Source organism: Rhizobium sp. 11_C7_N12_5 (assembly GCF_051811145.1).
GTDB lineage: Bacteria > Pseudomonadota > Alphaproteobacteria > Rhizobiales > Rhizobiaceae > Rhizobium > Rhizobium lusitanum.
In genome coordinates, this window is sequence record NZ_JBPWPY010000001.1 from 117,815 (window position 1) to 131,319 (window position 13,505).

At 60.9% G+C, this 13,505-nt stretch carries 12 protein-coding genes; 10 read left to right on the forward strand and 2 right to left on the reverse strand.

The window, feature by feature from the left end; genetic code table 11:
- The first annotated feature begins 61 nt into the window (after window positions 1-61).
- Entirely contained in the window at window positions 62-1,312 is a 1,251-nt protein-coding gene (locus tag AB8B29_RS00610) for a hypothetical protein (protein ID WP_047641057.1), read from the forward strand.
- An 18-nt stretch (window positions 1,313-1,330) separates the two neighbouring features.
- Here AB8B29_RS00610 and ppk2 read toward each other — a convergent pair whose 3' ends face one another.
- A complete protein-coding gene (gene ppk2 / locus AB8B29_RS00615) occupies window positions 1,331-2,215 on the reverse strand; it encodes a polyphosphate kinase 2 (protein WP_047641056.1) in 885 nt (294 codons plus the stop codon).
- 306 nt (window positions 2,216-2,521) lie between these two features.
- Between ppk2 and phoR the strand changes: the two genes are divergently transcribed.
- The 7 genes from phoR (at window position 2,522) to phoB (ending at window position 10,122) form a co-directional block, all read left to right on the forward strand.
- Window positions 2,522-3,715, forward strand: a complete 1,194-nt coding sequence (gene phoR / locus AB8B29_RS00620; protein ID WP_037203117.1) for a phosphate regulon sensor histidine kinase PhoR — start codon at window positions 2,522-2,524, stop codon at window positions 3,713-3,715.
- 186 nt (window positions 3,716-3,901) lie between these two features.
- Window positions 3,902-4,936, forward strand: coding sequence for a substrate-binding domain-containing protein (locus AB8B29_RS00625; RefSeq protein WP_037203119.1), 1,035 nt, complete (start codon window positions 3,902-3,904; stop codon window positions 4,934-4,936).
- A 62-nt stretch (window positions 4,937-4,998) separates the two neighbouring features.
- Window positions 4,999-6,480 carry a phosphate ABC transporter permease subunit PstC gene (gene pstC, locus AB8B29_RS00630; RefSeq protein ID WP_037203120.1) on the forward strand — a complete coding sequence of 494 codons (1,482 nt, stop codon included), beginning with the start codon at window positions 4,999-5,001 and terminating at the stop codon, window positions 6,478-6,480.
- Window positions 6,477-7,811 (forward strand): phosphate ABC transporter permease PstA, encoded by a 1,335-nt coding sequence (gene pstA / locus AB8B29_RS00635; RefSeq protein WP_092574390.1) that lies wholly within the window; start codon window positions 6,477-6,479, stop codon window positions 7,809-7,811. Before pstC ends, pstA begins: the two co-directional genes overlap by 4 nt.
- A gap of 14 nt (window positions 7,812-7,825) precedes the next feature.
- Window positions 7,826-8,641, forward strand: a complete 816-nt coding sequence (gene pstB, locus AB8B29_RS00640) for a phosphate ABC transporter ATP-binding protein PstB (protein WP_047641053.1) — start codon at window positions 7,826-7,828, stop codon at window positions 8,639-8,641.
- A gap of 51 nt (window positions 8,642-8,692) precedes the next feature.
- The gene (gene phoU / locus AB8B29_RS00645; protein WP_037203126.1) at window positions 8,693-9,406 is read left to right on the forward strand and encodes a phosphate signaling complex protein PhoU; all 714 of its coding nucleotides are present in this window, start codon (window positions 8,693-8,695) and stop codon (window positions 9,404-9,406) included.
- Between the two features lie 32 nt (window positions 9,407-9,438).
- Window positions 9,439-10,122, forward strand: a complete 684-nt coding sequence (gene phoB, locus AB8B29_RS00650; protein WP_004128368.1) for a phosphate regulon transcriptional regulator PhoB — start codon at window positions 9,439-9,441, stop codon at window positions 10,120-10,122.
- A 192-nt stretch (window positions 10,123-10,314) separates the two neighbouring features.
- Here phoB and AB8B29_RS00655 read toward each other — a convergent pair whose 3' ends face one another.
- Window positions 10,315-10,848, reverse strand: a complete 534-nt coding sequence (locus AB8B29_RS00655; protein WP_037203127.1) for a GcrA family cell cycle regulator — start codon at window positions 10,846-10,848, stop codon at window positions 10,315-10,317.
- A gap of 424 nt (window positions 10,849-11,272) precedes the next feature.
- Here AB8B29_RS00655 and AB8B29_RS00660 point away from each other — a divergent pair, with 424 nt between their 5' ends.
- Together AB8B29_RS00660 and argF are read left to right on the forward strand one after the other, a co-directional pair.
- A complete protein-coding gene (locus AB8B29_RS00660; protein WP_037203129.1) occupies window positions 11,273-12,472 on the forward strand; it encodes an aspartate aminotransferase family protein in 1,200 nt (399 codons plus the stop codon).
- Window positions 12,473-12,545: 73 nt separating this feature from the next.
- Window positions 12,546-13,463 carry an ornithine carbamoyltransferase gene (argF, locus tag AB8B29_RS00665; RefSeq protein ID WP_037203131.1) on the forward strand — a complete coding sequence of 306 codons (918 nt, stop codon included), beginning with the start codon at window positions 12,546-12,548 and terminating at the stop codon, window positions 13,461-13,463.
- Window positions 13,464-13,505 lie beyond the last annotated feature (42 nt).

Sequence of the window (13,505 nt, forward strand, 5' to 3'; positions counted from 1 at the left end):
CCGGGACCGTCTTGTCGGTAGAGTCTGCAGGTATGTTGCGAGTGAGAGTAAAGGACCTGATGTGAGCGGATTAGAAACGGCTATCAGAAGCGCGTTGGACCGGTCCGATCGCGCCAATCCGGAAATCCGGGCTCGCATCTATCAGTCGGCGCGGCAGGCTTTGGAAGCCGGCCTCCGCAAGCAGGATATTACCGATATCAATGTCGTCTCCGCCCAGCGTCAGCGGCTGGAAGCGACGATCCGGCAGATCGAGGCCGAGGAGCGCGTCCGCCCGGCGGAGGAAATATCGGTTTCGCCGCAGCTCGATGTCCCGCATGTTTCCCCGGCGGTGCCACGACCGGCGGCCGGGCAGCCGGCACAACAGCATGAACCGGTCATGAGCGTGCGCGGTGAAACCCGCAACCCCTCGCTTTCCGTCCACGCTTCCGCTCCGGTCGAACCCGAAACAGTCGAGCCCGCAGCACCGGAGAGCGATTTCGGTGATATGCGCGCAGGGCCGGCCGATCATCTCGGCGCCGATAGCGCCATAAGGCCGGCGACCGCAGCCGCACCGGCAGCGGCGCGAACAATGAATTTCAAGCCCGAGCGCGCTGCGGTTCGCCGCAAGCCGCGCAAGTTCTTCTCGCGCCTGCTGGTATTCTGCATTCTGCTCGCCTTCCTTGGTGTCGGAGCCTGGTGGATCAAGACTTCGGGCGTGTTCATGTCGGCGGCGCAGAGAGACACGAGTGTCCGCAATCCGCCGGCGCATATCGATTCGCAGGATTTCAGCGGCAGCAACAGCGACGAAGATACGTCGGGCGACGGGGATAGCAGCGGCCCTGCCAATCCGGGGCTGGCGACCATCGACCCGCAGAACAGCTTTTCCGAAGAGTGGGTCGCGATACTGAAGCCGACGGACGCGTCGAAGGTCACCGCCGGCGCGCAGGCGAAGGCTGAGAATATTTCGGAAAACGAGGGGCCGGCCGTGCGGCTGACCTCTCTCAGCAGCGGCGCGGATGGCGCGGCCTCGGTCCAGGTGCCTATCAATGTGCTGCAGCAGATGGCGGGCAAGCCGTCGACGATCGCGCTGACGTTACAGTCCACCTCGGACACGCCGACGCAGATTACCGTCGAATGCGACTTCGGCTCGCTCGGCAGCTGTGGACGGCATCGCTTTACGGTCAGCCGCCAGAAGACGGATGCGCTGTTTCAGGTCCGCTACGATCGCTCGCTGGCGCCGACGAGCCCCGGCCGCCTGATCATCAACAGCGACGTCGACGGCAAGGCCCGCGGCATCAACGTCTACGCCATCCGCGTGCTGCCCGGACAATAGGCCCGGGTAGCCCTTCCCCTATTTGAGAACGTCTGGACCCATGCCGAGGATCTTTTCGTCGATTTCGCCAATGGCCTTTTTGTCCTTGCCGTCATAGTCGAGCGTCAGCAGGATGTGACGGATGAGGTTCAGACGAGCGCGACGCTTGTCGTTGGCGCGGATGACCGTCCATGGCGCGTAATCGGTATGCGTATCCTTCAGCATGCGGTCGCGCTTTTCGCCGTAGTCCTTCCATTTCGGCAGGGCGGCTATATCCATGGAAGAAAGCTTCCAGACGGCGCGCGGATCGTGGCATCGGTCGTGGAAACGCTTCAATTGCATCTCTCTGCCGATATCCAGATAGAATTTGAAGAAGGAGATGCCATCCTGGACGATGAGCTTTTCCATCTGCGGCGCCTGCTTCAGGAACTGCTCGTACTGCTTCGGGGTGCAGAAGCCCATGACCGGTTCGACACCGGCGCGGTTGTACCATGAGCGGTCGAAGAGAACGAATTCGCCCGCCGTTGGGAATTGGGCGACATAGCGCTGGAAGTACCATTGCCCGGCCTCGCGGTCCGTCGGTTTGGTGAGCGCCACGACGCGTGCCAGGCGAGGGTTCATATGCGCCGAGGTTGCGGCGATCGAGCCTCCCTTGCCCGCGGCATCGCGTCCCTCGAACAGCGCCATCACCCGCTTGCCTGTCGCCTGCAGCCAGAACTGCACCTTGATGAGCTCGATCTGCAGCATCTCCAGCTCTTGCTGATATTCCTCTTCCTTGAGCTTCTTTTTGTAAGGGTAGCCGCCCGAAGTCAGCGCTTCGTCGTCGATCCAGCCCGGCAGCACGGGATCATCGACATCGAATATGCGCTTGCTGCCGCGGATATCCAGCTCCACGGCACGGCTCTTCGCTTGTTCTTCTCCCATATGTCAGGCTCCTCGGCTCTTTACGCTCTGTTAAACATGTCGCTTGGGCACGACAAAAGGCTCGCTGGGCAAACTGGGACTTTTATCCAATGGTTTCAAGCCCTTTGCGGGTTTCCTTCTTTGCCGGCTACGTTTATTGTTGTGAGTTATCGCCTTCTGTGGATAGAGCCGAATACTTCTGTCATGAATCCCGGTTAAGAGGCGGAATCCAGCATTCCGTAACGACAGACAAAGGGACGGGCGCAATTGGAAGACGAATGGTCATTTGTCAGGAGACTGGCGCTGCGGTTGCGGCAGGAGAGCGCTATGCTGATCCTGGCGACGCTGATCGCCGTACTTGCGCTCATCGAGGGCATCAATACCGGCGCTGTCTTTTGGATCTGGGCCATCGTCATGATCGTCGCGCTGATCCGGCCTCCGCTGGTGGAGCGGATCGTCGTGCCGTCGCGGGAGGAACCTCAGCCGATCGATCCGGAAGTTCTGCTGCGCATGGTTTTTGCGGGATTGGCTGCACTCGACATCCCGGTGCTGATCATCGATCGCGAGGCATCCGTACTGGTGCAGAACGCAGCCGTCGAAAAGGCCTTCGGCGCCTTCCCCGCGGGGGCGCATATCTCCTCGAAGCTGCGCTCCCCCGGCCTGCTCGACATGGTGCGCGAGACCATAGCCACCAACACGCCGAACCAGATCGAGCATTCCGAGCGCCTGCCGTCGGAGCGCGTCTATATCGTGCGCATCGCGCCGGTCGAGCTGCCGGAGGCCGATGTCGAGACCGGCTTCTTCCTGCTGTCGTTTCGCGACATATCGGAACTGCGTCACATCGATCGCATGCGCTCCGATTTCGTTGCCAATGCCAGCCATGAACTGCGCACGCCGCTTGCGTCGCTGCGGGGGTTCATCGAAACCATCCAGGGGCCGGCCAAAGCGGATCCGAAGGCACAGCAGCGCTTCCTCGGCATCATGCTCGACCAGACGACGCGCATGAGCCGGCTGGTCGATGATCTCCTGTCGCTATCCAGGCTGGAGCTGAAATCGCACATCGCCCCGGATCAGAAGGTCGATCTCGTGCCGCTGCTCGGTCATGTGCGCGACTCGCTGCTACCGCTTGCCGGCGATCTTGACGTGACGATCAATCTGCATATGCCGGCGGGCAAGGTGGAGGTGCTGGGCGACCGCGACGAGCTGGTGCAGGTCTTCGAAAATCTCATGGAGAATGCCTGCAAATACGGCCAGGAAGGCAAGGCGGTGGAGGTTACCTTGCTGAACGAGCCGGGCCAGGCGGTTGAGGTCGTCGTGTCCGACAGCGGGCCGGGAATTCCCGCAGAACATGTACCGCGCCTGACCGAGCGCTTCTATCGCGTCAATGTCGAGGACAGCCGCTCCAAAAAGGGAACCGGCCTCGGGCTTGCCATCGTCAAGCACATTCTGACCCGGCACCGCGCCAGATTGATCGTCAAGTCGGAAGTCGGGAAGGGAACGGACTTTACCGTCCGTTTCTAAGAACCCCCATAAATCGCCCATTTTTGGCGTGATTTATTCCATTAATTTCAAAGAGATGACCTGTCATAATTGTTTCACTCGCCTGACATAAAAGGGCGGTGCTTTGGCCGCTAAGAAAGTGATGCTGAACCAGGCGGATGTGGCATCCGTTACAGCGCTCTTCAGAGCTCGTCAGGGGGATTCATTATGAATGCTTTGAAATTGTCTATTCTTGCGCTGGTTGCATCGGCTGCCTTTGCTGGTGCCGCGACGGCTCGCGATCAGATTCAGATCGCCGGCTCATCTACGGTATTCCCGTATGCCAAGATCGTTGCCGAAAGCTTCGGCGAGACCTTTACCAATTTCAAGACGCCCGTGGTCGAGTCGGGTGGCTCCGGGGCCGGCCTAAAGGAATTCTGCAAGGGCGTCGGAACGGATTCCATCGACATCGCCAATTCATCGCGCCCGATCAAGGACAGTGAAATCGAAGCCTGCAAGGCTGCCGGCGTCGCTGATATCCAGCAGATCAAGATCGGCTACGACGGCATAGTTTTCGCTTTCGACAAGAGCAATCCGGACATCAAGTTCGAGCCCGTCGATCTCTATAAGGCACTTGCCGCCGAAGTGGTCGTTGATGGCAAGCTGGTTCCGAATCCCTACAAGAAGTGGTCGGAGATCAAGCCGTCGCTGCCGGATTTCGAGATATCAGCCTATATTCCGGGCGAGAAGCACGGGACGCGGGAAGTCTTCGAGGAGCGGGTGCTTGCCGCCGGCTGCAAGGCTTCCGGAGCGGTCGACGTGATCAAGGCAGCCGTTTCCGATGCCGGCCAGCAAACCAAGAAATGCGTCGCTGTACGCAAGGATGGCGTCGCAGTTGATATCGACGGCGACTATCCCGAGACGCTCGCCCGCATCAATGCCAACAAGCACGGCGTCGGCGTTTTCGGCCTGTATTTCTACCAGAACAATGCCGACAAGCTGAAGGTCGCCACCGTCAGCGGCATCGTGCCGTCGGGCCAGACGATCGCCGATGGCACCTATCCGGTGTCGCGTCCATTGTTCTTCTACGTCAAGAAGGCGCATCTCGGCGTCATTCCGGGCCTCAAGGAATATGTCGATTTCTTCACGAGCGATCAGATGATCGGACCGGACGGCCCGCTGGCGGAATACGGCCTCGTGCCCGCTCCGGATGGCGAGCGCGACCAGATCCGCAAGGACTTCGCCGGCGGGAAGATCATGTAAGTGCATAGAGACTATGCACCGGTGCGGGTTTGATCCGCGCCGGTGTTCGCCGGGGAGTGGGAATGAGCATATCGCTGCTGTTGTTGTGTCTGTCGGTCATTGGTGCCCTTGCCTTCGTGCTCGGGCGCGCGAGGGCGACTGCGATATCAGGCGGCAGGTCTTCCTCGATGCACTCCCGGCTCGGCTATCATGGCGCCTATGCTGCGATCTGGGCGGTGCTGCCGGCCCTGGCGCTCGTCTGTGTCTGGCTGATCGTCAGCCCGATTATTATCGATCGCCTGGTGGTCAAGTCCTTTCCGGAAGAGGTGAGAACCCTTCCGCAGGCGGAGCTTAACCTCAGCTATGGCATGGTGCGCAGCATTGCCCACGGCATGCGCCTGCTCGATGGCCAGGAACTCGCCGCGGTTGACGGCGGCGCGGCCGATCTCCAGTTGCTTCTGGCGCAGAAGGGCGTGCCACTCGCGGTCCGCCCAACGGGTTACATGATCGATGCAGCCAATAAATATAACGGCATGCGCGAAGTCAGCCGGATGGTGATGTCTGCATCGGCGATCCTTCTGTCGTTGCTTTGCGCGGTTCATGGCTTGCGTGCCATCGCCCCGCGTTTTCGCGCCCGCAACCGTGTCGAGCAGGTCATCCTCGGCGCCCTGATCGTCGCCTCCTCCATTGCGGTGCTGACGACGGTCGGGATCGCCTTTTCGATGCTTTCGGAGGCGGCGCGTTTCTTCAGCATGGTACCTGCCCATGAGTTCTTCTTCGGCACTGTCTGGGATCCGCGCTTCACCGGTGCCGGCTCACAGACATCCGGAACTTTCGGCTTGATACCCTTGCTGGCCGGCACGATCTATATCGGTCTCGTCGCCATGTTGTTCGCGGTGCCGATCGGCTTGTTCGCCGCCATCTACATGGCCGAATATGCTTCGGCCCGCGTGCGCTCGATCGCCAAGCCCCTGCTCGAAGTGCTGGCCGGCATTCCCACGATCGTCTACGGCTTCTTTGCCCTCGTCACGGTCGGGCCGTTCCTGAGAGACATCTCGGCGGAGATCGATGGCCTGCTAACGGGAAGCTATACAAGTTTCATCGAGGCGCAGAGCGTCCTGACGGCGGGCTTCGTCATGGGCGTCATGCTCATTCCCTATGTCTCCTCGCTGTCAGACGACATCATCATGGCCGTGCCGCGGTCGCTGCGCGATGGCTCGCTCGGTCTTGGCGCCACCCGCTCGGAAACGGTCAAGCGCGTTTTGCTGCCGGCGGCACTTCCGGGCATCGTCGGCGCGCTGCTGATGACCGCCTCGCGGGCAATCGGCGAAACGATGATCGTCGTGCTGGCCGCCGGTGTCGCGGCTCGCATGCAGTTCGATCCCTTCGAACCCATGACGACGGTTACCGTGAAAATCGTCAACCAGTTGACCGGCGATCTGGAGTTCACCTCGCCGCAGACACTGGTCGCCTTCGCGCTCGGCATAACGCTGTTCTGCCTGACGCTCTGCCTGAACGTCTACGCGCTCTACATCGTCCGCCGCTACAGGGAGCAATACGAATGAGCGACATCGTATCCTCCTCGTCACAGAATATTCCGCGCGGGCTTACGCCGGGCGCCCCGGCGCGGCGCGATATCGGCATCAAGCGGCGCTATGCCGCCGAGCGCCGCTTTCGGGCCTATGGCATCGCCGCCGTAGTCTTCGGCCTGGTCTTCCTTCTCACGCTTGTCTCGACCGTGGTCCGCAACGGCTATACCGCCTTCGTGCAGACCTCGATAACCCTACCGATCGAATTCACCGAGAAAGTCATCGACCCCACCGGCAAGCGCGCCAGCGATCCGAAGGTGCTGATATCAGCCAACTATCCGGTCCTCATGCGCGATGCGCTGGTGAAGGCCTTGGGCATCGATCCTTCCGATCGCGTACTCGTGCGCGAAGCCACGACAATGGTGTCGGACAGTGCGCGGATTGCACTGCGCAACAAGATCATGGCCGATCCCTCGATCATCGGAACGACTGGGAATGTGACGTTCCTTGCGAGCGCCAATATCGACTCCGCCAACAAGGGGCAGATCGACCTGGCGGCCGACGAGAAGGATCGCAAGGTTTCCGATCGGCAGCTCGGCTGGATGAAGCAGCTGACAGCCAGCGGCGCGCTGCACGAAGCTTTCAACAGCGGTCTCTTCCTCTCGGGCAACTCGAGCCGCCCCGAGGCCGCGGGTCTCGGCGTCGCGCTGATCGGCTCGCTCTATCTGATGCTGACCGTCCTCGCGCTCGCCTTGCCCGTCGGTGTCGCCGCTTCGATCTATCTGGAGGAATTCGCGCCAAAAAACCGGCTGACGGATCTGATCGAGGTCAACATCAACAATCTCGCGGCGGTGCCCTCCATCGTCTACGGCCTGCTCGGCCTTTCGGTGTTCATCAACATGATGGGGCTGCCGCGCTCTGCCTCGCTGGTCGGCGGGCTGGTGCTCAGCCTGATGACGCTGCCGATGATCATTATTGCCACGCGCTCGGCACTGCGGGCGGTACCGCCATCGATCCGCAGCGCGGCACTCGGCCTTGGCGCGTCGCGCATGCAGATGGTCTTCCATCATGTGCTCCCGCTCGCCATGCCGGGCATCCTCACGGGCACCATCCTCGGGCTGGCGCATGCGCTCGGCGAGACGGCGCCGCTGCTTCTGATCGGCATGGTCGCCTTCGTCGCCAACTATCCGGCCTCGCCGCTCGATCCTTCGACGGCGCTGCCGGTGCAGATCTACATGTGGGCGAGCGAAGCGGAGCGGGCCTTCGTCGAGAGGACCTCCGGAGCGATTATCGTGCTGCTCTTCTTCCTCGTTGCGATGAATATCGGCGCGATCCTGCTGCGGCGCCGCTTCGAACGGCGCTGGTAGGGGAGGGCGACCAAATGAACATGATGACGGAAGCCGCGGGCGAAAGAGCATTAGCCAAGAAGATGATGACGATCCCCTACAAGATGATCGGCCAGGACGTCTCGGTCTTTTACGGCGACAAGCGCGCGCTCTTCGATGTCAACCTGAACATTCGCGCCAATACGGTCACGGCACTGATCGGTCCTTCCGGCTGCGGCAAGTCCACTTTCCTGCGTTGCCTCAACCGAATGAACGACACGATCGAGACCTGCCGCATCACCGGCAAGATCACGCTCGACGATCAGGATGTTTATGACAACAGCATCGATGTCGTGGAGCTGCGCGCGCGTGTCGGCATGGTCTTCCAGAAGCCCAACCCGTTTCCGAAGTCGATCTACGAGAACGTCGCCTACGGACCACGCATCCATGGCCTGCACAGCTCGAAAGCCGATCTCGAGCATATCGTCGAGACCAGCCTGCAGAAAGCCGGTCTCTGGGGCGAGGTCAAGGATCGGCTCTATGATGCCGGCACGAGCCTGTCCGGCGGCCAACAGCAGCGTCTGTGCATCGCTCGCGCGGTCGCAGTCAGTCCAGAGGTCATCCTGATGGACGAGCCATGTTCGGCGCTCGACCCCATCGCAACCGCAAAGGTCGAGGATCTGATCCATGAGCTGCGGGAAAACTTCACCATCGTCATCGTGACGCATTCCATGCAGCAGGCAGCCCGCGTTTCGCAACGCACCGCAATGTTTCATCTCGGCCATCTGGTTGAGGAGAACGATACCGATAAAATGTTCACCAATCCCGACGATTTCCGCACGCAGGATTACATCATGGGCCGTTTTGGTTGATGATGCCGTGCGCGCGGCTCCTTTCACACAGTTCACCTTGAGGATAGAAAAATGGTCTCCACTCACATTCTCTCTGCCTATGACGAAGACCTGAAGTTCCTGACGCGCCGCATTGCGGAAATGGGCGGTCTGGCCGAGCAAATGGTCAGCGACAGCGTTCGCGCACTGGTCCAAAGCGATACCAGTCTTGCGCAGAAGGTCATTTCCGACGACGTCATTCTCGATCATGCGGAACGGGAAGTCGGCGACAAGGCGATCGTCACCATCGCCCGCCGGCAGCCGATGGCCGCCGACCTGCGCGAGATCATGGGCTCGATCCGCATCGCTTCCGATCTGGAGCGTGTCGGCGACCTCGGCAAGAACACCGCCAAGCGCGTCATCGCCGTGCAGGGCACAGGCGTTCCGCGGCGGCTTGCCCGCGGCATCGAGCATCTCTCCGAACTGGCGCTCAGCCAGCTCAAGGAAGTGCTTGACGTCTATGCCACCCGTTCGCCGGACAAGGCTGTGTCGATCCGAGAGCGCGACGAGGAAATCGACGCGATGTACACCTCGCTCTTCCGCGAGATGCTGACCTACATGATGGAAGATCCGCGCAATATCACCACCTGCACGCATCTTCTCTTCTGCGCCAAGAACATCGAGCGCATCGGCGACCATGCCACCAACATCGCCGAGACGATCTATTACATGGCGACCGGCGCCCAGCCAGAAGGCGAGCGCCCGAAGGATGATACCGCCAACACCGTTGGCGCGGTGACGGAATAATCTGGAAGCGAAGAAAAGGAGACCAGAGGCGCATGGTTCCGAGAGTTGCTGTTGTAGAAGACGAGGAAGCGCTCAGCGTTCTGCTGCGCTACAATCTCGAGGCTGAGGGCTTCGAGGTCGATACGATCCTCAGAGGCGATGAAGCCGAATTGCGTCTCCAGGAGCGCATCCCCGATCTTCTGATCCTTGACTGGATGCTCCCCGGTGTATCCGGCATCGAGCTCTGCCGCCGGCTGCGTATGCGGCCGGAGACGGAGCGCCTGCCGATCATCATGCTGACGGCCCGCGGCGAGGAAAGCGAGCGCGTGCGCGGTCTTTCCACCGGCGCGGACGATTACGTCGTCAAGCCGTTCTCGACGCCGGAGCTGATGGCCCGCGTCAAGGCGATGCTGCGGCGCGCCCGCCCGGAGGTTCTCTCCACGGTACTGCGTTGCGGCGATATCGAGCTGGATCGCGAGACCCATCGCGTTCACCGCAAGAGCCGCGAAGTGCGGCTGGGACCGACGGAATTCCGCCTGCTGGAGTTCCTGATGTCCTCGCCGGGCCGGGTCTTCTCGCGTTCGCAGCTGCTCGACGGCGTATGGGGACACGATATCTATGTCGACGAACGTACCGTCGACGTGCATGTCGGCCGCCTGCGCAAGGCGCTCAATTTCTCCAATATGCAGGATGTCATCCGCACCGTTCGCGGTGCGGGTTACTCCATGGAAGCTTGAGCGGGTACGCCCGTTCAGGCATCGACATAGCGGCGGAAACAGAAAACGGGCCTTTCGGCCCGTTTCGTTTATCTTATTCTGGAGCGGTTACGCGTTTCACCGACTCGCGTGACCGCTCTATACTATTGTTTTTACGCAATTCCGGACGGAAAACCGCTACGCACTTTTCCTGGAATTGCTCTATGGGGCATCTCAGCCGCGCGGTTGAGCTGGCCGACGCCGTTCATGCACCGGCTGGTAGGCCAGGCGCTGATGGTAGCCGCAATAGGGCGATGCATCCGGGCTCTCGTTGCCGCAGAAGTGGAAATCGTCCTTCAGCGGGTCGCCGACTGGCCATTTGCAGGTGCGTTCCGTCAGCTCGGTCAGGACGAGGCGCCGAGAGATCGGAACGACGACGTTGGCAGCCGGACGATATTGGATCTCGTTGACCGCATCGACCTCAATCTCTTCCTTGAGCATGGTCGCGCCCTGCTGGCGGGTAACCGTGCGGGTTGCGACGCGCGATGTATAATTCGATGCGCGGGGCGCCGAGGCGCCGCGCTTCGGCGTTCGGGCAGCGGTCGCCGTGCCGCCCGCCTTCGCTCGGCCCGGCAGGCTCAAGCGGTGCACCTTGCCGATGACGGCGTTACGGCTGACACCGCCCAGCTGCGCCGCGATCTGGCTGGCGCTCAACCCTTCGGACCATAGCTTTTTAAGCTTCTCGACGCGTTCGTCTGTCCAATTCATGCCCTGTCTCCGCTGTCGCGTTTCCGATGGCAGAATCCTTCACCATTGCCCCGCATAGGATCGAGGCGCGAAACGCTCTAAAATTGTGGTGACTAGTTCCGCCGCATGCAGTCTAGCAATTGGTTTTTAACCTAGTGTGAGGCTGACTCCGTGACAAGAGTCGCGGGAATCTTGAGGAATCGATTTCGAGGTTTTCCCCAACTTGCTGTCCTGGCGTGGCATTTATGCAATATGATCCGGCCAACGCATCCCGTTCGGCCTCGGCCGCTCTCTCGCACCTGCTAAATCGCCAGTTTTGTTGACATCGCGGTGCAAAACATCAATAGTGCCCACGCCGCCGCAAGGCGGCATTTTTAATTTTTTCGGACCCGTTTCATGGAAAGGAAGCGATTGGTCCTTAGGGTTGTGATCGAGGAGATACGCCATGGCCGAGACAGCGGCGCTTTATGACACCTATATGCGCGCTCCGCTGCGGTTCGAGCGAGGCGAGGGCGTCTGGTTGATCACGGAAAATGGCGAACGCTACCTCGATTTCGCGGCCGGTGTGGCAGTCAATTCGCTCGGTCATGCGCATCCCCATCTCGTGGCCGAGCTGAAGGCGCAGGCTGACAAGGTATGGCACCTGTCCAACCTCTACGAAGTGCCCGGTCAGGAGAAGCTGTCGAAGCGGCTGACGGAAGCCACATTCGCTGACAAGGTGTTCTTTACCAATTCGGGCGCCGAAGCGCTGGAATGCGCCATCAAGACGGCGCGGCGCTATCAGTTTGCCAACGGGCATCCCGAGAAGTTCCATATCATCACCTTCGAAGGTGCCTTCCACGGTCGTACCATCGCGACGATCGCTGCCGGTGGCCAGGAAAAGTATATCGAAGGCTTCGGCCCGAAGGCCCCCGGCTTCGACCAGGTGGCTTTCGGCGATCTTGATGCGGTTCGTGCCGCAATCACTGATGCGACGGCTGCGATCCTGATCGAGCCGGTGCAGGGCGAGGGCGGTATCCGCCCGGCGACCAACGAATTCCTGCGCGGTCTCCGCGATATCTGCGACGAGCACGGTCTGCTCCTGGTGCTCGATGAAGTACAGTGCGGCGTCGGCCGCACGGGCAAGCTTTTCGCCCATGAATGGGCCGGCATCAAGCCCGATATCATGGCGGTGGCCAAGGGTATCGGCGGTGGTTTCCCGCTCGGCGCATGCCTTGCAACGGCAGAGGCAGCCTCCGGCATGAAGGCCGGCACGCACGGGTCGACCTATGGCGGCAATCCGCTTGCCATGGCGGTCGGCAATGCGGTGCTCGATATCGTGCTGGCCGATGGCTTCCTGGAGCATGTGCGTGATATGGCGCTGGTCTTCCGCCAGGGCCTTGCCTCGCTCAAGGATCGCTTCCCGGATATCATCGAGGACATCCGCGGCGAAGGTCTCATGCTCGGCATCAAGGCAGCCATCCCGCAAGCGGATCTGCTGCAGGCGATCCGCGCCGAGCATCTGCTGGGTGTTCCGGCCGGCAACAATGTCGTTCGCCTGCTGCCGCCGCTGGTCGTGACCGCCGAGGAAGCGCGCGAAGGTCTTGCTCGCATCGAGCGTGCGGCCGAGCGTGTACGCGCCGCCCGCGTCAAGAAATCGGCCTAAGTTCGACGCCCGCAGTCGGGGCGTTCTTGCCCTATGCGGGCGTTATTGTTTTTTCTGGAGTACAGGTGAGGACATGGCTTCTCCGAAACACTTTCTCGATCTCTCGGCTGTAGCGGCCGCCGATCTGCGCCACATCATCGATGACGCGATCGTGCGAAAAAGGGCGTTGAAGGCGGGTACCGCCGATAAGCCGCTTGCCGGCAAGATGCTGGCGATGATCTTCGAGAAGCCTTCCACCCGGACCCGCGTCTCCTTCGACGTCGGCATGCGCCAGCTCGGTGGCGAGACACTTTTCCTGTCCGGAACCGAAATGCAGCTCGGCCGCGCCGAGACGATCGGCGATACGGCGAAGGTGCTGTCGCGCTATGTCGATGCGATCATGATCCGCACGACCGATCATTCGCGCCTGTTGGAACTGGCGGAGCATGCGACCGTTCCGGTCATCAACGCGCTGACCGACGATACGCATCCCTGCCAGATCATGGCCGACATCATGACCTTCGAGGAGCATCGCGGCCCGGTCAAGGGCAAGACTATTGCCTGGACGGGCGACGGCAACAACGTGCTGCATTCGTTGATCGAAGGCGCTGCGCGGTTCGGCTATCGCATGAACATGGCGGTACCTCTTGGTTCCGAGCCCAAGGATCACTATTTGAACTGGGCCCGCAACCAGGGCGCCGAAATCATGCTCTCGCATGATGCCGACCGTGCGGTCGCCGGTGTCGATTGCGTGGTAACCGATACCTGGGTTTCCATGAATCAGGAACACCGGGCCCGCGGTCACAACGTCTTCCAGCCCTATCAGGTCAACGCGGCTTTGATGGCACAGGCCGGCAAGGACGCGTTGTTCATGCATTGCCTGCCCGCCCATCGCGGGGAGGAAGTGACTGATGAAGTGATCGATGGTCCGCAATCCGTTGTTTTCGATGAGGCGGAAAACCGCCTGCATGCGCAAAAGTCGATTCTTGCTTGGTGCCTGGGCGCAATCTGAGGATATGAAACCGCGTCTGAGGGCGCGGGCGCAGTAGGAGTA